The organism is Yersinia aleksiciae, from assembly GCF_001047675.1.
Taxonomy (GTDB): domain Bacteria; phylum Pseudomonadota; class Gammaproteobacteria; order Enterobacterales; family Enterobacteriaceae; genus Yersinia; species Yersinia aleksiciae.
The window spans coordinates 39,111-61,897 of record NZ_CP011975.1; the positions used below are offsets into that span (position 1 = coordinate 39,111).

The following is a 22,787-nucleotide window of genomic DNA, read 5'->3' on the forward strand; positions in this document are numbered from 1 at the left end:
AAATATTTGTAAAATAGGTTTCATCGCTATAACCCACTAAAATGTAGGGTTAAAAACACTGACATCACCCTGCACTGCTGCGAAGGGTAATAGGTAACTGTTGCGGTATCAATTTGATATGGCCAACACCAGTAGTCCCAAAATTGACAGCGATCTGTGATGGCATGACTTCCTGTAGACATATTATGCGAAGTCATCAACTGCCAGCCATAGAACGCGTATACTTAATAAAGATATTCTTAGCTGCCTCATTGCGATAAGAATAACAATATGCGTTGTGAAGGAGTTTTAGCGTGATTAGCGTTTTTGATATGTTCAAGATTGGTATCGGTCCATCCAGCTCTCATACTGTTGGGCCAATGAAAGCTGGCAAGGAGTTTGCTGATTTGCTGGTGACTCAAGGGCTGATGCCATCTGTCACGCGCGTCGCCGTGGATGTTTACGGCTCATTGTCACTGACTGGGAAAGGTCACCACACCGATATCGCGATTATTATGGGGTTGGCGGGCAATATGCCTGATACCGTTGATATCGATGGCATTCCTGCGTTTATCCGTGATGTGGAACTACGTCAAAAACTGATGTTGGCCAATGGGTTGCATGAAGTGGATTTCCCGCGCGAAGGCGGCATGGTGTTCCGCAGTGATAATCTGCCACTGCACGAAAATGGAATGCAAATTCATGCCTTTGCCGGTGATGAGAAAGTCCTAAGCAAAACCTATTATTCAATCGGTGGTGGTTTCATCGTTGATGAAGAGCATTTTGGCAAAGCGGTGGTGAATGCCGTCAGCGTGCCCTATCCGTTTAATTCTGCGGAAGAAATTCTGGCTAACTGCGAGCAAACTGGCATGTCTGTCTCCGGTATGGTGATGCAGAATGAGCTGGCGATGCACAGTAAAGAAGAGATAAACGCCTATTTCACCGCCATCTGGCAGACCATGCGGGCCTGTATCGATCGTGGCCTGAATACCGAGGGGGTGTTACCCGGCCCACTGCGTGTACCACGCCGTGCTTCTGCACTGCGCCGCCTGCTGGTTTCCTCCGATAAACTGTCTCATGACCCAATGAACGTCATTGACTGGGTCAATATGTACGCACTGGCGGTTAACGAAGAGAATGCGGCAGGTGGTCGCGTCGTCACGGCCCCAACTAACGGCGCGTGCGGTATCGTCCCTGCGGTACTGGCCTATTACGATCACTTTATCGAACCCGTCACTCCTGAAATCTTTATCCGCTATTTCCTCTCCTCCGGCGCTGTCGGCATTTTGTATAAGATGAACGCCTCTATTTCCGGTGCTGAAGTGGGTTGTCAGGGCGAAGTGGGCGTTGCCTGTTCCATGGCTGCCGCCGGTTTGGCTGAGTTACTGGGTGCCAGCCCAGTTCAAGTCTGTATTGCCGCTGAAATTGGCATGGAGCACAATCTGGGTCTGACTTGCGACCCAGTTGCGGGTCAGGTGCAAGTGCCTTGCATTGAGCGTAATGCGATTGCCTCGGTAAAAGCGATTAACTCTGCCCGTATGGCGATGCGTCGCACCAGCGAACCGCGTGTCTCACTGGATAAAGTGATCGAAACCATGTTTGAGACTGGCAAAGATATGAATGCGAAATACCGCGAAACGTCCCGCGGTGGTTTGGCAATTAAAGTGCAGTGTAATTAATTTCGTTAATTAATCGCGTTCGAGATCAACGAGGGGAGCCGAAGCTCCCCTTTTTAGCATTTAACGTCTTAGCATTTCACGCCGTCAGTGACTTTTACTCTTCCAGCTCATTATGCAGCTTGGTGATGCGGACCAGCTCAATGCGGTAATCTGAAACTTCCATAATCTCAAAGCGCAAGTTATGCAGTTCAACCACATCGCCCACGTTAGGCATATGCCCTGAGTGAGAGAGCAGCATACCCGCGAGAGATGCATAATCAGCCGTTGGACTCACCAGCTCTTGGCAATCCAGCGCCTGCTCCAGAGAGTGCAAGTCTGCGCCCCCTTTCACCAACCAACTATCACCATCAGTAATAATGTCCGGCGTTTCATCTTCATCAGGGAATTCACCAGCAATGGCTTCCAGCACATCCAGCGGAGTGACCAGCCCCTGTACGACACCAAATTCGTCATTCACCACCACTAAGCGGCCTTTTGCTTTACGCAATACACCCAGCAGATTAATCACGTCCATGGTATCAGGCACCACAATAGGTGGCGTTGCCGCAGCAAATTCACAAATGGATTCACCTCGCTCAATGGCGACGAGCAGATCTTTGGCGCGAACGACGCCAATGATTTGATCGAGTGAGTCGCGGCACACTGGGAATAGGCTGTGTGGCGTATCAAGCAATTGCTCACGGATCTCTGCTTGTGAGCGATTACAGTCTACCCAAGAGATCTCCGTGCGCGGCGTCATCACACTGCGCATTGAACGGGATGCCAAGGTCAAGACACCGCTGATCATATAGCGCTCTTCTTCAGCAAATGCCTCGGTCGGTAGCGCCTGCTGCGGATCGCCATTTTGCGGTTCCTGCTGCTGACGCCCCCCCATCAAACGGATGATGGCTTCAGCCGTGCGCTGACGTCTGGGTAAGCGGGACTCATGTTTGATGAAGTTACGGCGCGCAATCTGATTAAACAGCTCAATCAGGATAGAGAAGCCGATTGCCGCGTATAGGTAGCCTTTTGGAATGTGGAAACCAAAGCCTTCCGCGATCAAGCTCAGGCCAATCATCAACAAGAAGCTCAGACACAGCACCACGACTGTCGGGTGCGCGTTCACAAACCGGGTCAGTGTTTTCGATGCCAGTAGCATCACGCCCATCGCAATCACGACCGCTGTCATCATGATCGCCAAGTCGTTGACCATCCCCACCGCCGTAATCACGGCATCCAGTGAGAAGACGGCATCGAGTACGACTATCTGCGCGACGACCGCCCAGAAGCTGGCATAACCTCGATTTGCGCTGTCATCGTGCTGGTTACCCTCCAGCCGTTCATGTAGCTCTGTGGTGGCTTTAAATAGCAGGAATAGCCCCCCCACCAGCAAAATCAGGTCTCGGCCTGAGAAGTTAAAACTGCCGACACTAAAGAGCGGTGTTGTCAGCGTGACCATCCAGGAGATGACCGACAACAGCCCCAGGCGCATAATCAGCGCAAGAGACAGGCCGATAATTCTGGCTTTATCCCTTTGTTTAGGCGGAAGTTTATCGGCCAAAATGGCAATAAATACCAGGTTATCAATACCCAGAACAATTTCCAGCACCACCAGCGTCAGTAACCCTGCCCAAATTGAGGGGTCCATTAGAAATTCCATGTCAGACTCCGAAAATAAGAACACGACTCACATGATGCGCGCCCGGCAACAGACGCAGCAAAACGCCGCTGTACGGTTGTCAGTATAGATACGCAGAAGGATCGGGTGAAATTATACGCAGCAAAAGTGCGTGATGGGATAACCAGATTTAGACCCACTGGTTGGGTGTTAACGCTAAAGAAACAGTAACTTCGGTGACAGTCCATAGGGAGAGCTGAGGCCCTTAACTCCTGACAATTAAAAGAGCCGTTAACTTTATCAGGATTCTTTTTATCAGCATAGGGGGATTTATTATCTAACCCCCTCTATTCCCCCATTTTATGCCCCGCGCTTTTTCGTCGCGGTGGTTTCCCCTCAACCCGGCATGGCTTATCTGTCAATATTCATACAAATCGCATAAATTTTAAACATGACACACCTAGTGTGATGAATGTTCCAGAGATCAAACACATCAATAGTGCTCATATATGTGTCTAATAATTATCCAAGTAAGCTAAATCATTCATAACATGTACCAATAAATGAGCACCGTCACATAATTTATTTTTTCACTGACTAAAATAAATCACATCCAACCACATTGCGGTAGCAACCTGAATCGATTCATTTCTGTAATGTATAAATCGCCAGCAGTGAATAGATATTGTGACTATCATAATAGATTCAATGTGTACCGAAGTGGCGTTGGTGAATACTGATTTTTCTGTTACGTGCGAGAACTCAATTCTGAGTTAACAGAGGGGGTAGCGAGTGAGTATAGCTATTATGATTGGCACACATGGGGCTGCGGCAGAACAACTGCTGAAAACAGCTGAAATGATTTTAGGCGAGCAAGATAACGTCGCTTATATCGATTTCGTCCCAGGTGAGAATGCCGAAACGTTGATTGAAAAATACAACGATAAATTGACCGAATTAGATACCAGCCAAGGTGTCTTATTCCTGGTTGATACCTGGGGTGGTAGTCCGTTTAATGCCGCCAGTCGTATTGCCGTCGATAAAGAGAACTATGAGGTCGTCACCGGGGTTAACATTCCGATGCTGGTTGAAACCTTTATGGGCCGTGACGATAACCCGTCATTTGCCGGATTGGTGCAGGTCGCGGTGGACACCGGTCTTAAGGGCATTAAAGCACTGAAAGCGCCTGCAGTTGAGAGTGGTAAGCCCGAGACGCAACAAACAGCTCCAGCACCAAAAGCCAAAGCTCCGGCTGTTGCTTTAGGTCCGAATGATCACATGAAATTCGGGCTGGTGCGTATTGATGATCGCTTAATCCATGGTCAGGTCGCCACGCGCTGGACCAAAGAAACTAACGTAAGCCGCATTATTGTGGTCAGTGACGAAGTCGCTGCTGACAAAATGCGTAGCACCTTGCTCAAGCAGGTTGCCCCTCCGGGTGTCACTGCGCACGTCGTTGATGTCGAAAAAGCTATCCGCGTCTACAACAACCCGAAATATGCCAAAGATCGGGTCATGTTGTTATTTACCAACCCAACTGACGTTGTGCGTTTAGTTGAGGCTGGCGTGGACATTAAGTCAGTCAATATCGGTGGTATGGCATTCCGTCAGGGCAAAACCCAGGTGAATAATGCGGTCTCCGTCGATGAAAAAGATATTGAAGCATTTAATAAGTTAAATGCGCGCGGTATTGAACTGGAAGTACGAAAAGTCTCTTCGGATAGCCGGCTCAAAATGATGGATTTAATAAGCAAACTTAATAAATAGCATTACTAAAAACGACGCAGCAAAGTTATGCCCTGTTCTGTGTTGGAGCATGGTTATTTTTACTCAGCTTTTTTGGTCATAGGAGAAGTACAATGGAGATCACAACTCTTCAGATTGTGCTGATATTCATAGTTGCCTGTATCGCCGGGATGGGTTCCATTCTGGATGAGTTCCAATTCCACCGTCCCCTTGTCGCCTGTACCTTGGTAGGTCTGGTACTGGGTGATATGAAAACCGGTATTATTATCGGTGGTACTTTGGAGATGATCGCGCTCGGTTGGATGAACATCGGGGCCGCAGTGGCACCTGATGCCGCTCTGGCATCAATCATTTCTACTATTCTGGTTATTGCAGGCGGTCAAGACATCGGTGCCGGTATTGCACTGGCTATTCCGCTGGCAGCTGCCGGTCAAGTATTAACCATTATTGTTCGTACGATTACTGTGGCCTTCCAGCACGCCGCCGATGGTGCCGCCGAACGTGGCAGCCTTCGCGCGATAACCTGGATTCACATTTCTGCTCTGTTCTTACAGGCGATGCGTATTGCTATCCCTGCCCTGATCGTTGCCCTGTCTGTTGGGACATCTGAAGTTCAGATGCTGCTCAGCTCGATTCCTGATGTGGTCACCAGTGGTCTGAATATCGCCGGTGGTATGATCGTCGTAGTAGGTTACGCCATGGTTATCAATATGATGCGTGCCGGCTACCTGATGCCATTCTTCTATTTAGGTTTCGTTACTGCCGCATTTACCAACTTCAACCTGGTGGCTCTGGGTGTTATTGGTGTGGTTATGGCCCTGCTTTATATCCAGCTCAGCCCGAAATACAACAAGTCTCAGGTTGTACAGTCTGGCCCGGCCAATAACGATCTTGATAACGAATTAGACTAGGAATAGGTGAGAGAAATGGTTGATACAACAACTGTGCTTGATAAAACCAGTGTTGATAAAACAACAGCTGGTGAAAAGAAACTCACGCCCGCCGACATTCGCGGTGTGTTTATCCGCTCTAACCTCTTCCAAGGGTCGTGGAACTTCGAACGTATGCAGGCGCTAGGCTTCTGCTTCTCCATGGTGCCAGCGATCCGTCGCCTGTATCCAGAGAACTCGGAAGAGCGTAAGCAGGCAATCAAACGCCACCTGGAATTCTTCAACACCCAACCCTTCGTTGCTGCCCCGATTCTGGGTGTAACGTTGGCGATGGAAGAGCAGAAAGCCAATGGTGCTGAGATTGACGACGCGGCCATTAACGGTATCAAAGTGGGTCTGATGGGGCCTCTGGCCGGTGTGGGTGACCCCATATTCTGGGGTACTGTACGTCCGGTGTTGGCGGCGCTTGGTGCGGGTATCGCGATGAGCGGTAGCTTACTTGGCCCACTGCTGTTCTTTGTATTGTTTAACTTGGTACGTTTGCTGACCCGTTATTATGGTGTGGCCTACGGCTATAAAAAAGGCGTCAATATCGTCAGCGATATGGACGGCGGCCTGCTACAAAAACTGACGGAAGGGGCGTCTATTCTCGGCCTGTTTGTGATGGGGGCCTTGGTTAACAAGTGGACGCACGTCAACATACCTGTTGTGGTGTCCAAGATAACCAACCAGAATGGCGAGACAACCGTCACCACGGTGCAAACCATCTTGGATCAGTTGATGCCAGGTTTGGTACCACTGCTGTTAACCTTCGGTTGTATGTGGCTGTTACGCCGTAAAGTTAACGCGCTGTGGATTATTATGGGCTTCTTCGCCATCGGTATCTTCGGCTACTGGATCGGCTTCCTGGCACCTTAATTGAACCGTTAGATTGAGCTAAAACCGGGGGGATACTCCCGGTTTTCTATTTTGGGAGTTGTTGCATGTCGGTTACCGATATCATTTTAGTTGTCTTTATTGCCCTACTTCTTGCTTACGCCATCTATGATGAATTCATCATGAATATGATGAAAGGCAAAACTCGGCTACAAGTTCACCTGAAACGTAAAAGCAAAATCGACTGCGCTATCTTTGTCGGACTGATTGCTATCCTCATTTACAATAATGTCATGGCAAATGGTGCGCCGTTAACCACCTATTTATTAGTGGGTTTAGCATTAATTGCAGTTTATATCTCTTATATTCGCTGGCCTAAACTGTTGTTTAAAAATACAGGTTTCTTCTACGCTAATGCTTTTATTGAATATAGCCGAATACAAAGTATGAATTTATCTGAAGATGGCATCTTAGTCATTGAGTTAGAGCAGCGTAGGTTACTCATTCAAGTTAGCCAATTAGATGATTTAGAGAAAATCTATAATTTTTTCGTTGAAAATCAATCATAAATCCATTCTCACTGGGAAGTAAGTCTATTGAAGTTTGACTTAATAGATTAATTTCCCAGCAAGTACTCATCCCCACTCCGCTTTATTTCCACACCATTAATGATGCTTATGTGCGCTATTTTCCACTAATAATCCGATAATGAAAATCATTATCAATTCCATCGGTTTGCCATATTGTTTTTGGGGTTGTCGATATAAGAATTTATATGTTAAGGTTGCGGCGTTCATGGGGAGTAGCCGGTTTCTATTCGTTCTATTTTTAATAGTGCGATATACAGAAACGCTCGTATCAACATACTCGTTTCATCTAATGAAACGTGGTGCGGGCAGCCAGGTAAGGTTGGCGAGACCATAGACACGTAGCTCCGTCGTTAGGTTGGGGGTGGGTTACGTGTATATGGAGCCGCCCGGCCGAGTCAATTTCTATGAATCTATCAGCAACACTTATTCTTGCTTTTGCTATGTCTATGGATGCATTTGCTGCATCTATTGGTAAAGGCGCTAGTCTGCACAAACCCCGTTTTAGAGAAGCACTGCGTACCGGCCTAATATTTGGCGTAATAGAAGCTATTACCCCACTGATTGGCTGGTGTATCGGCCTGTTCGCCAGTCAATATATTCTGGAGTGGGATCACTGGATTGCCTTCAGTCTGCTGTTTATTCTTGGTTCCCGCATGATCTTTGAAGGCGCTAAGCAGCAAGTCGAAGAGACCGAAAAGATGCGCAGCCACAGTTTTTGGGTCTTGGTGATGACCGCCATTGCCACCAGCCTTGATGCCATGGCCATTGGTGTCGGCTTGGCCTTCTTGCAAGTGAACATTGTTCACACCGCTATGGCGATTGGATTAGCCACCATGATCATGGCTACCCTCGGTATGTTGATTGGCCGCTACATTGGCCCACTATTGGGTAAGCGCGCTGAAATCATGGGTGGGGTAGTCTTGATTGGTATCGGCTTTAATATTCTGTATGAGCATATCTATGTTCTTGCCTGATACCCTGATGAGGCAGCACCCTTTTATTCTCGCCGTAAAATAAAGCCACGACAAAAAGAAACCCCGCACTCATAAAGAGATGCGGGGTTTTTAGTTAGCGGATATCGGCCAACTGAGCTGGCATCAACTAACTGATCAGAAGTCCATTGAGACCGACAGTTTCAGCTCGCGTGGATTACCTTGATACATGTAAGTGCCAGTATCTTCAACCGATTCCCAGTAGCGCTCGTTGGTCACGTTCTCAACGTTGGCACGCCAAATCAGATTGGTCTCTTTCAGCGGCATGGTGTAACGCACGCCCAGATCCAAACGAGTCCAAGGTTTCAGTTTTAGGGTGTTTTCTTGGTTAGCATACTGAGAACCAGAACGGGTCACGGTTCCGGTCGCAGTTAAGCCTTCAACCGCTTTAATATCATACTCGCCGCCAAACACTAACTGATAGCGAGCCACACCCACGGCATAATTACCGTTATTTTTGCTGTTTTGCGCTTCGGTCAGGACCGGATCCAGCCACACCGCACTGCCTAACAAGCGAGTACCAAATACTGGCTCACCGAATACGTTCAGCTCAACACCGCGGTTACGCTGCTCACCACCCAAGGTGTACATATTAGTTGCTGCATCAATAGAGCCAGCAGGTCGAGTGATTTCAAACAGCGCCAAAGTACCGCCATAGCGCTTGTTATCGAACTTCACGCCCATTTCATTCTGCTTGGCATGAATAATCCCGGTAACATTACCCGCATTGGCGGTATACCAAGGAGCGACTCTGCCCGGTGACAATGCTTCAATGTGGTTAGCATACAGTGAAACGTTTTCCCATGGCTTAACCAGCAGGCCATATACCGGTGTCACTTTCATGGCATCTTGCACGTTTTTACTGTCTGCTACGCCATTATCAAAGTTACGGATAGTCACGTCCTGACGGCGCAAACCGAGCATCAACTGCACTTTATCATCCAGCGCCGATAAGGTATCAGACACGGAGATACTGCTGGCGCGAACCTGACTGTTGAGTGTTGGGTCCTGATTCGCACTGACATACCCAGGTAAACTTGATGTCGGCGGGAAAGGAACCACACCTGGATTATAGATACTTGTATTTACCGGTTCAGACATGTTAAAGGCAGATTTTGCCGTACGGTAGTTAGCGGCGTAACCAATATTCACTTTATGCAGAACTGGGCCGGTCTCAAAGTGTCCACGGACACCGCCTAAACCGGCAATAGAGTCTGATACATATGGCACGTACAGGCGGCTGATGGTGGCATCGCCATTATTGGCACTTGTCAGCGTCGGCGAACCATATTGCCCTGTTTCATCATTGTGGCTAGCACCGATAGTGCCGTACACCGTCCAGTTCTGGCTGACATCATACTCGCTACGCAGCATACCGAAAGTGGTCGCCATGTCGGTATACACCCACTGCTGACCATAGTTCAATGTCGCCGCAGGTGGTTCTGGGATCTCTGTTGCGCTGCCAATGGCAACATCAGTACGCATACCGTGAACAGTCTGTTTCTGGTAACCAATATCCAAAGAGGTACGCGCGCGCTCACCGCGATAATCTAAACCGGTAGAGAGTGCTGTAGTACGGTTTTTCTGGTCATGAATGGCCGTTTCGCCTTCACGATGCAGCGCATTAACACGTACGCCGAACTGATCATTATCACCAAAACGACGACCCACATCCAACGAGCCACCCACTTGGGAGGAAGAGGTATAATCCACGCTTACACGAGTCAATGGGGTATCACTGGCACGTTTAGGTTCGAGGTTAATCATCCCACCCACGCCACTGCCGCTTGGGGAAATACCGTTCACAAATACGTTCGGGCCTTTGAACACTTCAACCCGCTCGACCATGCTGGTATCAATGACCTGACGCGGTAAGACGCCGAACAAGCCGCCGAACGAAATATCATCACCGTCAAGGTTGAAACCACGAATGCGGAAGTTCTGTGATGCGTTACCGTAACCGCGTACGTTCTGTACTGAAGCATCATTCCTGACCACATCAGCCAGTGTCCGCGCCTGCTGATCTTCTACCAGTTTGGAGGTGTAACCGATAACGTTAAATGGCACGTTACGGGCATCTTGCTGCCCGAGGAAGCCGATACGGCCACCATTTGCCACCTGACCATCCAGATAGGTTGGGATCAAATCATTTCCGCCAGCGCGGAATGTATCCTGCGTTCCAACGACAGTGATGGTGTCACTCTTTTTGCTCTCATCACTCTTGGCCGTATCGGTTGCGGCGCTGGTTTTTTTAACGTTTTCAGACGCCGTGTCTGTGGTAGTTGCCGCCCATGCAGATGCCGATAACGTGCCGAGTGCAGCGCCGATCATCACGCACAAAAGACGCGGCGCAAGCCGTTTCTGATGCGCGCGGGTGGAGATTGATTGATTCACTGTATTGATGCCCCTAAAATTTACAAAACCGTTAGTAATGAGAATGCTTATTATAAGGATTCAGGATTATCCGGATAACACTTTCCGATGCAAGCATTTCTGTGCTTAATGGTGGATATTTTTTGAGTCGTAAAGGAATGAGCGTTATTGTGTGAATAACATGATCGCGCGCGGTAATGTCGCTGTTGGCTGATATGAAAGAAAATTGCAGCTAAACTATGCCTAAAATTAAAATTAGAGCAATTAAGAATAATCAACTCTCCCCACTTAAGTCATTATTTATATACTTTCAATTTGGATTTATCCCTATTATCCCTAAGGTGAAGTATTATTATTGACACTATATCGATTTAATAGGAAATCGTCTGAAGCCTTGCACCTAAAGGCCTGGCCTCACAAGCCCACGACTAAAGTGATATATCCAATCCTTTTTTTGCTTTATTAATTATTATTGGTAATAAAAATCTTATTACCTACTTTCCTCAGTTGACGATAAACTATCTCATCACTCTTATCGCGATAACAGATTAAAGCTTCTGGCTATAGTTCTGCTCAGCCAGCGTGTGCTGAATAAAAACTCAAGGAAATACAGGAATGGCTATGCATCCGACATCATTTGACGATCACATTTTCCGGCTCCTCATTGAAGCCGTAGATGACTACGCCATATATATCATTGATGCCCAAGGGCATATCCTGACCTGGAACAGCGGCGCAGAGCGTAATACCGGTTATGGTGCTGAAGAGATTATTGGTCAATCTTTTGAACTGTTTTATACCCCAGAAGATTTGGCTGGGCAGTTGCCCACCAAAGGGCTACAGCACGCTAATCAGTTTGGTCATTATGAGACTCAGGGCTGGCGGGTGCGCAAGAATGGCAAACGCTTTTGGGGTAACCTCACCCTCAACGCACTGCATGACACTGACAATAATCTGCAAGGTTTTGTCCATGTGACCCGCGATTTAACCGATAAGTGGCAGCGGGAAAATGCCTTGCGTAAAAGTGAAGAGCTGTTTCGTCATCTGATCAGTGAAGTGGAAGATTATGCTATCTACATGATAGATACCCATGGACGTATTCTCACCTGGAATAAGGGCGGGGAGCGCAACGAGGGTTATACCAGCGATGAAATCATTGGTGAACACTTTGCCCTGCTGTTTACTCAAGAAGATATCTCTGCTGGCCTGCCGGAGAAATCTCTCGCCAAAGCGACTGCTGAGGGTAATTTCCAGACCGAAGGTTGGCATGTACGCAAAAATGGTATCCGTTACTGGGCGAGTGTAGCGATTAACCCGATGCATGATGACAGCGGAAAACTATTGGGTTTTACCAAAATTGTCCGCGACCTAACAGAACGCCGCCAACGGGAAGAGGCATTGCGCGTCAGTGAAGAGCGTTTTCGCCTGATGGTTGATACCGTTGAAGATTACGCCATCTTAATGCTGGATCCATGGGGTCGGGTCAATACCTGGAACCACGGAGCAGAACGTAATATCGGCTATGCCAGCAATGAGATAATTGCTCAGCATTTTGGCTGTTTCTTCTTACCTGAGGATATCGCGGCTGGCCTGCCGGAAAAACTGCTGAAAACCGCCGCATCCGCTGGTCGAATGGAGCGTGAAGGCTGGTTAGTTCGCAAGGATATGACCCGTTTTTGGGCGGTCACTGTCATTACCGTGGTCCATGATCACAGTGGCAAACTGCTGGGTTATGCCAAAATAATTCGTGATATGAGTGAGCGAAAACAGCGCGAAGATGCCCTGCGTGCCAGTGAAGTGGCTCGCTATGAAGAGCGTGAGCAGTTGCATCGGGTGTTGTCATCCATTCAGGAGGGGATTATCTCTCTCGACGGTGAAGGCCGCGTTGTATTAATGAATCCTAAAGCCGAAGAGATGACGGGCCGTAGCCAGAATGAATCCTGCGGCCTGCCGATTGAAGACGTCTTTATTTTATGGTCCCCGCTACAGGATAAAAACCATCTGCTGGCTTTCAACCAGTGCTTGAGTGAAGGGCGTCATACTTTATTGCCGGAAGGCAGTCAGTTGCTATCAAGTCAGGGGGAACGACAAGAGATTCTCTGTTCAGCTTCACCGATACACGATCGTGACAACCAACTCACTGGCGCAGTAGTGGTATTCCAGGATGTAACGCGCGCTCGCCATGAACAGCGCGAACTGCAATATCAGGCGAACCATGACATGCTAACTGGCCTAATTAATCGGCGGCGATTAGAAGAGCGACTCACCCAGGCCATCAGCCAATTGGGCGAGAATGAGCAGCATATTCTCTGTTATGTCGATTTGGATTACTTCAAGGAAGTCAATGATACTGCCGGTCATGAAGCGGGCGATATGGTGTTGCGAATGGTGGCCCAAACCATGCAGCAAGCAGTACGTGAAAATGACCTCGTGGCCCGTTTAGGTGGCGATGAGTTTGCTATCGTACTATTTAATTGCAAAAACACACCCGCCACAGACATTCTGGAGCAGGTCGTTGCCGATATTGCCGCCATTCAGTTCCATTGGCACGGTCAATCCTATGCCTTTACTGCAAGTTTGGGGGCCGTTTCATTGAGCCGACAAATTGAGACAGCCGCGCAAGCCATGCGTCAGGCAGATATCGCCTGTTACGCGGCAAAACACGCGGGCCGCAATCGGTTATCTTTTGCCCTCTAAACGCCCTCTTCTCTTGGGGCAGTGACTGCCCCCAAACACTCGACACCCCACTAAAGACATAGTTTATACAAGGTTATTTACGTCCTACTTCCAGCAATTAGACACCGATCAAAATATGCTTTCCTCCCGTGTGATATATAAGCAATATCATCTGTTCAATTGGAAAAATAGCTATGCCGTACTTTACGGTCAGTGTCGTTTTACATAATGCAGTGGAAGGCGATTATGATACGCTTAATAAGAAAATGACTGACGCGGGATTTACCCGCCTTATCGGCAGGGATAAAGTATATAAATTACCTGAAGGAGAATTCAATTACGGCAGCGGTACGTTGAATAAGCAAGAAGTGGCTGATTTAGCACTAAAAATTGCTGAGGAGATAAGGTTCATCCCCTCGATACTGGTGACTGAATCGGGTGGGCGTACTTGGCGAAACTTGGATCTAAAATAGACCCACTATATTATAAATATAAAACACCATAAATTTGACTTAAGTTTATTTCTGACGCCGCGCCAGGGTATTTCTACACTGTTATATATTAAAAGATTAATATCACTCTTATGCGTGCTATAGGGTATTACGTTATATTGTGCGCTTAACTAGCCAATATGAATGGTAAATGAATGGTAATAAGTTAAATATGACTTGCGGCCCGAACACTGCCAGGCCGACCTGCAATAGCCTATTTACTCGCCATCACTCTCAACGGCTGAGCTTTCAGCCGCAAACTCTTCTACCTTGCGGCGATGTAATGCGATGACAAAATCGGTTTCGCAGCTAAATGTCTGGCGTGCGGCCAGCTCTTGTCCTGCTTCGATGGAAGCGCGCCAGGCAAAAGGTGTCATCTGCAACAAGTTAAAACCCTGCTTGCCACTGAGTTTCATTTCATAGGCCAGTGTTTCACGGCTGACTAACTCAAAACCGTCCAGAGACTCTTCAGTATCATCATGAAGTTGCACTTCAGCATAAATCAGTGCTTTTAACTGATAGAGATGGCGCGGGCCAGGTGCAACCGTGACCACCATCCCGCCGGGCTTCACTGTGCGCGCTAACTCGGCTGCTTTGCAAGGCGCATAAATTCGTAATACCGCATCAAGAGATTGATTGGCAAAGGGTAATCGGTGACTGGAGGCCACACAGAAATTCACCTGATGGTAGCGTTTGGCGCCGTATCTGACGGCAACTTTTGCTACGTCTAAACCAAAGACAGACATTTGGCGCTGTCGATTTAGCTGATCGGCGACCGCGGCGGTGTAATAGCCTTCACCGCAACCAATATCCAGTAACATCGCCGCATCCAGCGGTAATTCCGAATCCAGAATGTCACACACCCGCTGCTGCAAAGGCTGATAATAACCTGCATCAAGAAATGCCCGCCGTGCCTGCATCATTTCGGGGCTATCGCCCGGTTGTTTCGAACCTTTATGCTGCACCGGCATTAAATTGACGTAACCCTCTTTGGCGCAATCAAACTGATGGTTATTGCTGCAACGCCACTGTTGCGAGCTTTGTAGCAAGGCTTGATGACAAAGGGGGCACTGATAAGACATGGTTGAGTTCCAGATAACTGATGATTAACCGCCAGAATCACAGGCAGACGCGGTGTTAGTCTAAAGAAGCACTTCTAGGGTTGCAAGCCACTGTTTCGCCCGCGAATCCGCAATATTAGCTGTGCTGGGTAACACCGGAAGGAATGGCGTCAGGTTCAACATTCATGGTACGCAATATTTGCCCCATAATATCGCTGAATACTGGGGCAGAAACGGCACCACCATAGTATTTACCACCTTGCGGATTGTTAATCACCACCACTAAAGCAAAGCGGGGCTGACTGGCAGGCGCGACCCCCGCGGTATAAGCCACATATTTATCAATATATTGGCCATTTGGCCCAATCTTTTTGGCAGTACCGGTCTTAATCGCGACCCGATAGCCTCTCACAGCCGCTTTCGTCCCACCACCACCGGGCAAAGCTACACTCTCCATCATATGCTCAACCTCCCTTACCTCCCCTTCAGGGAATACACGCTGCCCCAGCACCGGCGGATCAACCTTGGTTATCGACAAGGGCCGATAAATACCAAAACTGCCGATGGTGGCATATACGCGAGCCAATTGGAGTGGCGTCACCATCAAGCCGTAACCGAAGGAGAAGGTCGCGCGGTCCAGATCACTCCAGCGCTGCCGATGTGGCATCAACCCACTACTTTCACCAGTAAGCCCTAACTGGGTCGGTTTTCCCAACCCAAACAAGGAGTAAGTTTCCATCAACGCGGAGGCAGGCATCGCCAACGCCAGCCGCGACACGCCTACATCACTCGATTTCTGTAATACGCCTGTCAGTGAAAGCGCGGGGTAAAAACCCACGTCTTTGATTTGATGGCCGCTTAAGATGTAGGGGTGAGTATCCAGCACCGCGTCCGGCCTGACCAAATGGCGCTGCAATGCCGTCATGACCACCATAGGTTTAACTGTTGAACCCGGTTCAAAAATATCGCTAATTGCCCGATTGCGAAAGTTCTCTTCCGGTGTACCGGCGCGGTTATTGGGGTTAAAGGTCGGATAGTTCGCCATGGCCAAAACCTCCCCCGTATTCACATCAATGACCACAGCGGAACCGGAGTCGGCTTTATTGAACATCACCGCATTGGTCAACGCATGTGAGGTTTCCGCTTGCAAGCGCTCATCAATGCTGAGTTCAACACTCTGCCCCGGATGGCTGTCAGTGGAAGAGATATCCTCTATCACTCGGCCAAAACGATCTTTGCGCACCACCCTATTGCCCGCCGTGCCACTGAGCAGCGAATTGAAACTCTTTTCTACACCTTCAATGCCTTGATCATCAATATTGGTAAAACCGACCAAATTAGCGGCAATATCGCCTGAGGGATAAAAGCGCCGTGATTCCACTTTGGTCGCTATGCCGGGCAATTTCAGCCGCCGAATGTACTCGGCCACATTTGGCTCAACTTGTCTGGCAAGATAGATAAAACGCGCATTAGGGGCTTGCGTTATATGGCTGCTCACCTGATCCAGTGGCAAGTTAAGTGCCTGTGCCAATGCCTGCCAGCGATCGGAAACAGCGACGCCGCCTTTCTCCAACACGGTTTTAGGGTCAGCCCAGACCGCGGCAACCGGCACACTGACAGCCAGCGGGTGCTGATTACGATCCGTAATCATACCGCGTGTGTTTGGTGTTTCTACCACGCGCACTGAGCGCATATCCTCTTCTTTGACCAAGGCATCTGGCTCAATAATTTGTAGCCAGGCAACCCGTGTAATCAAACCAAAAAATGCCAATAAAATACAACCGCACAACAAGCCGAAACGCCAACGAACAAAATTATTACTGTCATTTTTTGGTTTAGAAATCATTGAGATCGATCCTGAAAGCTCACTTGGAGTAGAGCTGTCATTAGACCCTATCCACCGCTCGACAGGCGTAAAAACAGTGATACAAGATGCGTTATTTTGCAACAATTCACTAACGAGCATTTAAAAGAAAAGGCGACTGGTCATTCAATTCAAAAACGGCTTACACTGAACCTCCGTACTTTCTCCTCATTAGGTAGAGCCTATGACAGATTTTTCCCCCAAATTAAGCCGCATCAGCGCTATCTGCCACGGGTTTGGCAATAAATCAGCACTGTTACCTGACAGCCTTCAACCTTATCGGGTTTCACAAGCCAATAAAAAACAGGTACATGGCACCAAAATTGTCGAAGTGACCGAACCAGGGCAAGAGTGTGGCGAAGCCGATGGCCTCTATACCACTCAAGTGGGCATTTTATTAACGGTGCTGACAGCGGATTGCCTGCCGGTCATTTTCAGTCATCGACAAGGGAAAGGCATTGCGGTAGTCCATGCTGGTTGGCGTGGGTTGTTAGATGGCATTATCTTAAAGATGGTTGAACGCATTGCCCGCGATGATGACCCAGCTAATTGGGTTGCCGCTATTGGCCCTGCGGCACGCTCCTGCTGTTATGAGGTCAATGAAGAGTTGGTTGAACAGTTTGTTAACCGATTACCGTCGGCAAAAAATATTATTTCTCCCCGCTTCCGCCACCTCAATTTGACAGCCATCGCTGAACACCAATTGCGTGGAGCAGGTATTCATCTGGTTGATCGGGTCGGCGGTTGTACTATATGCACCACTGTGCCTAATGAAGCGGACGCGAGTCAGCATCATTTCAAGTACACCAGTTTTCGTCGTACCAGTCAGCAGCAGGCGATTGACCCTACCCACCCTGGCATTAAAGGCCGCAATCAGTATTCCGGCGTGATCATCCTCCCCTCATGAAAGGATTTAGGTTGTGGTGTCTGGAAACGAAAAAACCCGCACAAAGGCGGGTTTTTAACAGCAAAAGAGCTGATTAGATTGCAGTAACGTTTACTGCAGACGGACCTTTCTGACCGTCTTGGATTTCGAACTCTACGTTCTGGCCTTCAGCCAGGGTTTTGAAGCCATTACCCTGGATTGCAGAGAAGTGTACGAACACATCTTTGCTGCCGTCAGCTGGAGTGATGAAACCGAAACCTTTAGACTCGTTGAACCACTTAACTTGACCTTTGATCTTTGCCATCTTGAGTATTTCCTTTGGATTGTTTAACTCGCCCGTAGGCGTTTACATAGACAAACTAGAGTCGTTACTGCTTGAGGCACTAAGATAAGGATCGGCAGAGAAGCGGTATTCAACGCTAACGTCTTTACTCAGAACTTCTTTACTGAAAATGCCACACATATACAGAACTGTACCTCGTTTTACCCATATGCGTTATCACATACTCTGTATTCGATGGCAAGCCATTTTTAATCAAGGGTGAACCTGTCGCACATATTTGAATCTGTTGTTCATAAAGAATGCTTAAATATGTTAATTTTTGTTGAAGGTCATCGTATTTTCTGCTCTATTTTTTTATACTCTCCTATCCCGCTTTTTTGCTAGTTTTTAACATTTAAGCTAACACTTTTTATAAAATTTCTTACGTAGACACCTCATGGTTTCCATGTTCTGAGCATGAAAAAAAGTGTGTTGCTATAAAATTTATTAGCATTAAATATATAATAATTGAATATACAACTCGCTTGGTACAAGTACAGACAGCCTCCATTACGCCGCAATACCTATCTCACACAGCAAGACTAACCCCTTACTTAACCTCAGGTTATACCTCTGAACCTTATTTATGATAGATAACATAAATACCTTATTAAGCGATTTATCATAAAGTGATGACGCAGAACCGTTGACAGAAGGTAAAAATAGAATTTTCCATACATAAATAGATATATAAATTGAGTTAACAACTGAAGTCGATTATCGGGAAATATACTTCCCTCATTGAGTCACCTGAGTGCAGTAATTAATCAAGGTTAACCTAAATGCACCGTCAAGGTGCATATTCTCTTTATATTAATTTTATAAATATATAAAGAAATGGAGCATATTAGTCAGTTTAGCAAACCTAGTTTTACCTGAGTCGCAGACATTTAGTGCTAAAAATAATAAATTAAGACATTTCCTGATGTCTCAAAATAAAAACTTAACTACTCTACGGCACGGCCTGAGATTATATTTAACCCTCTCGTTATAGAACCGTTTAGGTTTGAGGTTATAACCTCTACTTAATTATAATTAACTTATTAATAATCATTACTTTTGGTAGGCATATAGATTATCTGATGCATAGATGTCTTATTTCGCCTTATCAGCATCAGAGATCTAACTCATGAATTACAAGCACATTATCGGCACCTGCTTTCTAAGTAGTTTGTGGTGGGGCCAAGTTTCAACTGTTCTGGCTGGAGATATCAATCCACCGGCCCAGACGCCTATAGCTCAGACAATCAAACCACAGCCGAACAATAACAACCTGTGGCAACGCCTGGTAAACAATATCACGCTCGCCTGGGACTCTCCCGAGCAAGAGTTGTATATCCCACTCAATACGTGGCATAACCGTAGGACTTACGATTCGGATAAGATAGCGTCATACAATGAGCGGCCATGGGGTATCGGCTATGGTAAATATCGCTATGATGAGGATAACAATTGGCACTCAGTGTACGCGATGGTGTTTATGGATTCACACAATGAAGTTGAGCCTATTATAGGTTATGGCTATCAAAAAATGTGGATACCGGGGAAAATGGATGGCTGGCGTTTCGGTGCTGGCTTTACTGCGAGTATTACCGCTCGTCATGAATATCTTTACATTCCTATACCATTACCTTTGCCACTTATCTCTATTGAATATAATAAGTTTTCCTTACAAACCACCTATATTCCCGGCACTTATAATAATGGAAATGTATTGTTTACCTGGATGCGCTGGCAATTCTAATGGGATATGTTATTTAATTAATTAAGCCATGCTCTAACAGTGGTTATATACGACAGTTAAGAATTAATCTCAATTAACATAGAACGCCCCAAAAAGGGGCAATCACTCTATGGATTAAAGTGTTGTTCGTTATTGGCTTAATTTAGTACAGATAATCTAAACACTGCGAATCAGTTCGTTGAACAAAGTAGCCGGGCTTTCGCTATTCACTTATTGCCCGGCTATTTTACCTAAACTACAGCCCAATCAGGCTATTTTTGAATCATCCGTTTTAATCTGACAACGCTTATGTCTACGGCGAGTCAGCATGAAACCACACCACAATAATGCAATCCACGCAGGCATCATCAAGACTGAGATCTGAATACCATCCGTCAGGTACATGATGACCAGAATCAGCGACAAGAACACCAGACACAGGTAATTGCCGTAAGGGTACCATAGCGCCTTAAAACGTGGCTCGATGCCCTCTTGCACTTTAGCGGCGCGGAATTTTAAGTGAGCCAGACATATCATGATCCAGTTGATGACCAGTGTGGAGACCACCAGCGCCATAAGCAACTCAAAGGCCTTGCCCGGCATAACATAGTTAATCACCACGCCTGCGGAGGTCGCTAGCGCCGAGAGCGCGATAGACAGGATAGGTACCCCCCGCTTATTGACCTTGGTTAATAGCTTAGGCGCATTCCCCTGCGAGGCCAGGCCAAACAGCATGCGGCTATTGCAGTACACACCACTGTTGTAGACTGATAATGCTGCAGTCAAGACCACCACATTCAGGATCGTCGCGACCAGATTGCTGTCTAGCGCATGGAAAATCATCACAAAGGGGCTCCCCCCCTCAACAACTTTACCCCATGGGTAAAGGGAGAGCAGAACTGCCAATGAGCCGATATAAAAAATAAGGATACGATAGACAACTTGATTGGTTGCTTTGGGAATGCTGTGCTGTGGATCTTCCGCTTCTGCGGCAGTGATACCTACCATCTCCAAGCCACCGAAAGAGAACATAATTACGGCCATCGCCATCACTAAGCCGCTGAAACCGTGAGGCATAAAACCGCCCTGCGCCCAGAGGTTAGTGACTGATGCGTCCGGTCCACCTGTTCCAGATGCCAGAAGATAGGCCCCGAACACAATCATACCGATAATGGCGACAACCTTGATGATGGCGAACCAGAATTCCGTTTCACCATACATACGAACATTGACTAGATTGATGGCATTAATCAGAACAAAGAAGAGTGCGGCCGAAACCCACGTCGGGATTTCCGGCCACCAATATTGAATATAGATGCCGACTGCGGTCAACTCCGCCATACCGACGAGAATAAACATCGCCCAGTAGTTCCAGCCAGATAAGAACCCAGCAAAATCGCCCCAATATTTATAGGCAAAGTGGCTAAATGAACCGGCAACCGGCTCCTCAACCACCATCTCGCCGAGTTGGCGCATAATAAGAAATGCAATAAAACCGCCGATGGCATAGCCCAATATCACCGAAGGGCCAGCCATTTTAATGGTCTGAGCGATCCCCAGAAATAGCCCAGTACCAATGGCGCCACCTAGCGCAATCAGTTGAATATGTCGATTTTTTAAACCGCGTTTGAGTGTTGAATCCTGCAACTGCTGTTCCATCCTGTCCTCTGCCGCACCTATTCCCCACTGGCGTGGTAAACAGCGCCTTATAAATGAATCTGCGGCGGTTTTTTAACACTTAAAACCGATTGCATCAAGGATAAAGGTGGTTAGCAAGCAACTGAATAGGAACCATTCGACTTACGTTATATCAAGCCATGTTTTATTGGCTATATCATTTCAAGAGCATGACTCACACTCAAGGCTGTGTAGCTGACATGCCGCATAACTTACTCAGATTACGTGCGCCAATCATTAATGTGGCCACATAAGACTGACGCCGGGTGACCACTTCAACCGCAACGCGATTATTCTTATAGCGGATAAGATAAGTTGAAGGCCAGCCTTGACGCCGCTCGCCGTAGGATTTTTGATGGTGGTCAATTGCAGCATGAGCAATAACCAAATGTGAAAGATTTGAATCCCCTTTAATAATACGTTTCATCATCAGCTCCACGAAAGTCGTTAAAGAACTTCTTACCGCTTGTTATTCCCGCCTCTTAGTACGTGCGGGATATTCACTTTTTGCTGAAAATTATCGATGTAGGTACCAAATGGCGTCGTAAATTAGGCTTCCTGACTGAGTAAATAGCAGATCATTGCCGCACGCAGCGGGCTTTGGCTATAAGCCTGCCACTCTCCCTGCGGATTAGCTATTCGGGCATTCCACTGATTATTATCATTAGCTTCAGGCGAATAGAGGCCAATTTTATTGGAATAGATGATAGGCCATGCATCAGAAGGGTTCTTGCAGTAATCCTTACCTTTAATACCGCCGTAGGGATACCACTTATCAGGATCTTCACCGGTCAGTAGCGCAATGCTTCTGTTCACTTCGCTGTCGCTTTCCTCATACCATTTAATCATCCGAATCACCGTTATCTTAAAAAGTTCTGGCTACATTACGGCGAAAATAAGACAAATTTATGACAGTCTGGACGGTTTATTTCGACTTTATAAAGAGGGAGTTAAAAATAAGTGACAGGAAGAAAGGAGGGAAACAACGTGACCCAGTATAAGAGGGGCAGCTATCGGGTTAAATATCACTCAGACACTGCATCTCGACAGTGTCTGAGTCAAAATGAGTTTATCGCTCAGGAATAAAGCCTTTAAAATCAATGGCAGAGACTATATCACTGTCATTTTGCCCATCACTGACGCCAGTAGCGTTTGCTAATAATGCTTTGAGCACTTCTGTTTGCTGTTTTTGCTGTTCGACAATCTCTTGTAACAAGCGGATTTGTTCATTGGCTCGCACACTGGCACGGCTCAAAAAGAACCAGACTATCAAGAAAAAAATGACAGTAAACAGTGATAACGCGATTGGGGCAACACCCATACCCATATTTGTCTCTAACATTGACTACCCTATTACATGCATGA

General features: G+C 47.2%; 20 protein-coding genes and 1 riboswitch. Of the genes, 10 read left to right on the top strand and 10 right to left on the bottom strand.

The window, feature by feature from the left end:
- Nucleotides 1–293: 293 nt before the first annotated feature.
- Nucleotides 294–1,658: an L-serine ammonia-lyase gene (locus tag ACZ76_RS00260; RefSeq protein WP_048615719.1), complete on the top strand. Its 1,365-nt coding sequence runs from the start codon at nt 294–296 to the stop codon at nt 1,656–1,658.
- A gap of 94 nt (nt 1,659–1,752) precedes the next feature.
- Here the strand turns inward: ACZ76_RS00260 and ACZ76_RS00265 are convergent, their stop codons facing one another.
- Nucleotides 1,753–3,297 (bottom strand): TerC family protein, encoded by a 1,545-nt coding sequence (locus tag ACZ76_RS00265; RefSeq protein ID WP_048615721.1) that lies wholly within the window; start codon nt 3,295–3,297, stop codon nt 1,753–1,755.
- 750 nt (nt 3,298–4,047) lie between these two features.
- Between ACZ76_RS00265 and manX the strand changes: the two genes are divergently transcribed.
- The 5 genes from manX to mntP all read left to right on the top strand — a co-directional run bounded on the left by manX (nt 4,048) and on the right by mntP (nt 8,331).
- Nucleotides 4,048–5,022 carry a PTS mannose transporter subunit IIAB gene (manX, locus tag ACZ76_RS00270; protein ID WP_048615723.1) on the top strand — a complete coding sequence of 325 codons (975 nt, stop codon included), beginning with the start codon at nt 4,048–4,050 and terminating at the stop codon, nt 5,020–5,022.
- Between the two features lie 92 nt (nt 5,023–5,114).
- Nucleotides 5,115–5,912 (top strand): PTS mannose/fructose/sorbose transporter subunit IIC, encoded by a 798-nt coding sequence (locus ACZ76_RS00275; protein WP_032814988.1) that lies wholly within the window; start codon nt 5,115–5,117, stop codon nt 5,910–5,912.
- A gap of 15 nt (nt 5,913–5,927) precedes the next feature.
- On the top strand, nt 5,928–6,809 hold the full coding sequence (locus ACZ76_RS00280) for a PTS mannose transporter subunit IID (protein WP_048615724.1): 882 nt from the start codon (nt 5,928–5,930) through the stop codon (nt 6,807–6,809).
- Nucleotides 6,810–6,874: 65 nt separating this feature from the next.
- Entirely contained in the window at nt 6,875–7,336 is a 462-nt protein-coding gene (locus ACZ76_RS00285; protein ID WP_048615726.1) for a DUF986 family protein, read from the top strand.
- Between the two features lie 227 nt (nt 7,337–7,563).
- Nucleotides 7,564–7,751, top strand: a riboswitch (yybP-ykoY riboswitch).
- 10 nt (nt 7,752–7,761) lie between these two features.
- Entirely contained in the window at nt 7,762–8,331 is a 570-nt protein-coding gene (mntP, locus tag ACZ76_RS00290) for a manganese efflux pump MntP (RefSeq protein WP_048615728.1), read from the top strand.
- Between the two features lie 135 nt (nt 8,332–8,466).
- Here mntP and ACZ76_RS00295 read toward each other — a convergent pair whose 3' ends face one another.
- On the bottom strand, nt 8,467–10,743 hold the full coding sequence (locus ACZ76_RS00295; RefSeq protein ID WP_048615731.1) for a TonB-dependent receptor: 2,277 nt from the start codon (nt 10,741–10,743) through the stop codon (nt 8,467–8,469).
- Between the two features lie 594 nt (nt 10,744–11,337).
- On the opposite strand from ACZ76_RS00295, the gene ACZ76_RS00300 reads away from it, so the two are divergent.
- Nucleotides 11,338–13,419: a PAS domain S-box protein gene (locus ACZ76_RS00300; RefSeq protein WP_048615733.1), complete on the top strand. Its 2,082-nt coding sequence runs from the start codon at nt 11,338–11,340 to the stop codon at nt 13,417–13,419.
- 173 nt (nt 13,420–13,592) lie between these two features.
- Nucleotides 13,593–13,871, top strand: a complete 279-nt coding sequence (locus ACZ76_RS00305; RefSeq protein ID WP_048615735.1) for a hypothetical protein — start codon at nt 13,593–13,595, stop codon at nt 13,869–13,871.
- A 236-nt stretch (nt 13,872–14,107) separates the two neighbouring features.
- Here ACZ76_RS00305 and rlmA read toward each other — a convergent pair whose 3' ends face one another.
- On the bottom strand, nt 14,108–14,971 hold the full coding sequence (gene rlmA, locus ACZ76_RS00310) for a 23S rRNA (guanine(745)-N(1))-methyltransferase (protein WP_048615737.1): 864 nt from the start codon (nt 14,969–14,971) through the stop codon (nt 14,108–14,110).
- Between the two features lie 115 nt (nt 14,972–15,086).
- Entirely contained in the window at nt 15,087–16,796 is a 1,710-nt protein-coding gene (gene ftsI, locus ACZ76_RS00315) for a peptidoglycan glycosyltransferase FtsI (RefSeq protein ID WP_048615738.1), read from the bottom strand.
- 202 nt (nt 16,797–16,998) lie between these two features.
- Between ftsI and pgeF the strand changes: the two genes are divergently transcribed.
- A complete protein-coding gene (gene pgeF / locus ACZ76_RS00320; RefSeq protein ID WP_048615740.1) occupies nt 16,999–17,721 on the top strand; it encodes a peptidoglycan editing factor PgeF in 723 nt (240 codons plus the stop codon).
- 73 nt (nt 17,722–17,794) lie between these two features.
- Here the strand turns inward: pgeF and cspE are convergent, their stop codons facing one another.
- Both cspE and ACZ76_RS17890 read right to left on the bottom strand, forming a co-directional pair.
- Nucleotides 17,795–18,004, bottom strand: a complete 210-nt coding sequence (gene cspE / locus ACZ76_RS00325) for a transcription antiterminator/RNA stability regulator CspE (protein ID WP_002221949.1) — start codon at nt 18,002–18,004, stop codon at nt 17,795–17,797.
- 42 nt (nt 18,005–18,046) lie between these two features.
- Nucleotides 18,047–18,163: a DUF2627 domain-containing protein gene (locus tag ACZ76_RS17890; protein WP_002211058.1), complete on the bottom strand. Its 117-nt coding sequence runs from the start codon at nt 18,161–18,163 to the stop codon at nt 18,047–18,049.
- 988 nt (nt 18,164–19,151) lie between these two features.
- Here ACZ76_RS17890 and pagP point away from each other — a divergent pair.
- Nucleotides 19,152–19,766 carry a lipid IV(A) palmitoyltransferase PagP gene (pagP, locus tag ACZ76_RS00330; protein WP_048615754.1) on the top strand — a complete coding sequence of 205 codons (615 nt, stop codon included), beginning with the start codon at nt 19,152–19,154 and terminating at the stop codon, nt 19,764–19,766.
- A gap of 246 nt (nt 19,767–20,012) precedes the next feature.
- Here pagP and ACZ76_RS00335 read toward each other — a convergent pair whose 3' ends face one another.
- The 4 genes from ACZ76_RS00335 to ACZ76_RS00350 form a co-directional block, all read right to left on the bottom strand.
- On the bottom strand, nt 20,013–21,404 hold the full coding sequence (locus ACZ76_RS00335; RefSeq protein ID WP_048615756.1) for an amino acid permease: 1,392 nt from the start codon (nt 21,402–21,404) through the stop codon (nt 20,013–20,015).
- Nucleotides 21,405–21,603: 199 nt separating this feature from the next.
- On the bottom strand, nt 21,604–21,849 hold the full coding sequence (locus ACZ76_RS00340; RefSeq protein WP_048615759.1) for a DUF4060 family protein: 246 nt from the start codon (nt 21,847–21,849) through the stop codon (nt 21,604–21,606).
- 122 nt (nt 21,850–21,971) lie between these two features.
- Nucleotides 21,972–22,271 (bottom strand): phage protein NinX family protein, encoded by a 300-nt coding sequence (locus tag ACZ76_RS00345; RefSeq protein ID WP_048615760.1) that lies wholly within the window; start codon nt 22,269–22,271, stop codon nt 21,972–21,974.
- 220 nt (nt 22,272–22,491) lie between these two features.
- The gene (locus ACZ76_RS00350; RefSeq protein ID WP_048615762.1) at nt 22,492–22,764 is read right to left on the bottom strand and encodes a YebO family protein; all 273 of its coding nucleotides are present in this window, start codon (nt 22,762–22,764) and stop codon (nt 22,492–22,494) included.
- Nucleotides 22,765–22,787 lie beyond the last annotated feature (23 nt).

Excerpts from the sequence above, each read along its gene's own strand:
- ACZ76_RS00265 (WP_048615721.1), bottom strand. The coding sequence starts at position 3,297 with ATGGAATTTCTAATGGACCCCTCAATTTGGGCAGGGTTACTGACGCTG.
- ACZ76_RS00275 (WP_032814988.1), top strand. The coding sequence starts at position 5,115 with ATGGAGATCACAACTCTTCAGATTGTGCTGATATTCATAGTTGCCTGT.
- ACZ76_RS00280 (WP_048615724.1), top strand. The coding sequence starts at position 5,928 with ATGGTTGATACAACAACTGTGCTTGATAAAACCAGTGTTGATAAAACA.
- ACZ76_RS00285 (WP_048615726.1), top strand. The coding sequence starts at position 6,875 with ATGTCGGTTACCGATATCATTTTAGTTGTCTTTATTGCCCTACTTCTT.
- mntP (WP_048615728.1), top strand. The coding sequence starts at position 7,762 with ATGAATCTATCAGCAACACTTATTCTTGCTTTTGCTATGTCTATGGAT.
- ACZ76_RS00300 (WP_048615733.1), top strand. The coding sequence starts at position 11,338 with ATGGCTATGCATCCGACATCATTTGACGATCACATTTTCCGGCTCCTC.
- ACZ76_RS00305 (WP_048615735.1), top strand. The coding sequence starts at position 13,593 with ATGCCGTACTTTACGGTCAGTGTCGTTTTACATAATGCAGTGGAAGGC.
- rlmA (WP_048615737.1), bottom strand. The coding sequence starts at position 14,971 with ATGTCTTATCAGTGCCCCCTTTGTCATCAAGCCTTGCTACAAAGCTCG.
- ftsI (WP_048615738.1), bottom strand. The coding sequence starts at position 16,796 with ATGATTTCTAAACCAAAAAATGACAGTAATAATTTTGTTCGTTGGCGT.
- pgeF (WP_048615740.1), top strand. The coding sequence starts at position 16,999 with ATGACAGATTTTTCCCCCAAATTAAGCCGCATCAGCGCTATCTGCCAC.
- cspE (WP_002221949.1), bottom strand. The coding sequence starts at position 18,004 with ATGGCAAAGATCAAAGGTCAAGTTAAGTGGTTCAACGAGTCTAAAGGT.
- ACZ76_RS17890 (WP_002211058.1), bottom strand. The coding sequence starts at position 18,163 with ATGTGTGGCATTTTCAGTAAAGAAGTTCTGAGTAAAGACGTTAGCGTT.
- pagP (WP_048615754.1), top strand. The coding sequence starts at position 19,152 with ATGAATTACAAGCACATTATCGGCACCTGCTTTCTAAGTAGTTTGTGG.
- ACZ76_RS00335 (WP_048615756.1), bottom strand. The coding sequence starts at position 21,404 with ATGGAACAGCAGTTGCAGGATTCAACACTCAAACGCGGTTTAAAAAAT.
- ACZ76_RS00340 (WP_048615759.1), bottom strand. The coding sequence starts at position 21,849 with ATGAAACGTATTATTAAAGGGGATTCAAATCTTTCACATTTGGTTATT.
- ACZ76_RS00345 (WP_048615760.1), bottom strand. The coding sequence starts at position 22,271 with ATGATTAAATGGTATGAGGAAAGCGACAGCGAAGTGAACAGAAGCATT.
- ACZ76_RS00350 (WP_048615762.1), bottom strand. The coding sequence starts at position 22,764 with ATGTTAGAGACAAATATGGGTATGGGTGTTGCCCCAATCGCGTTATCA.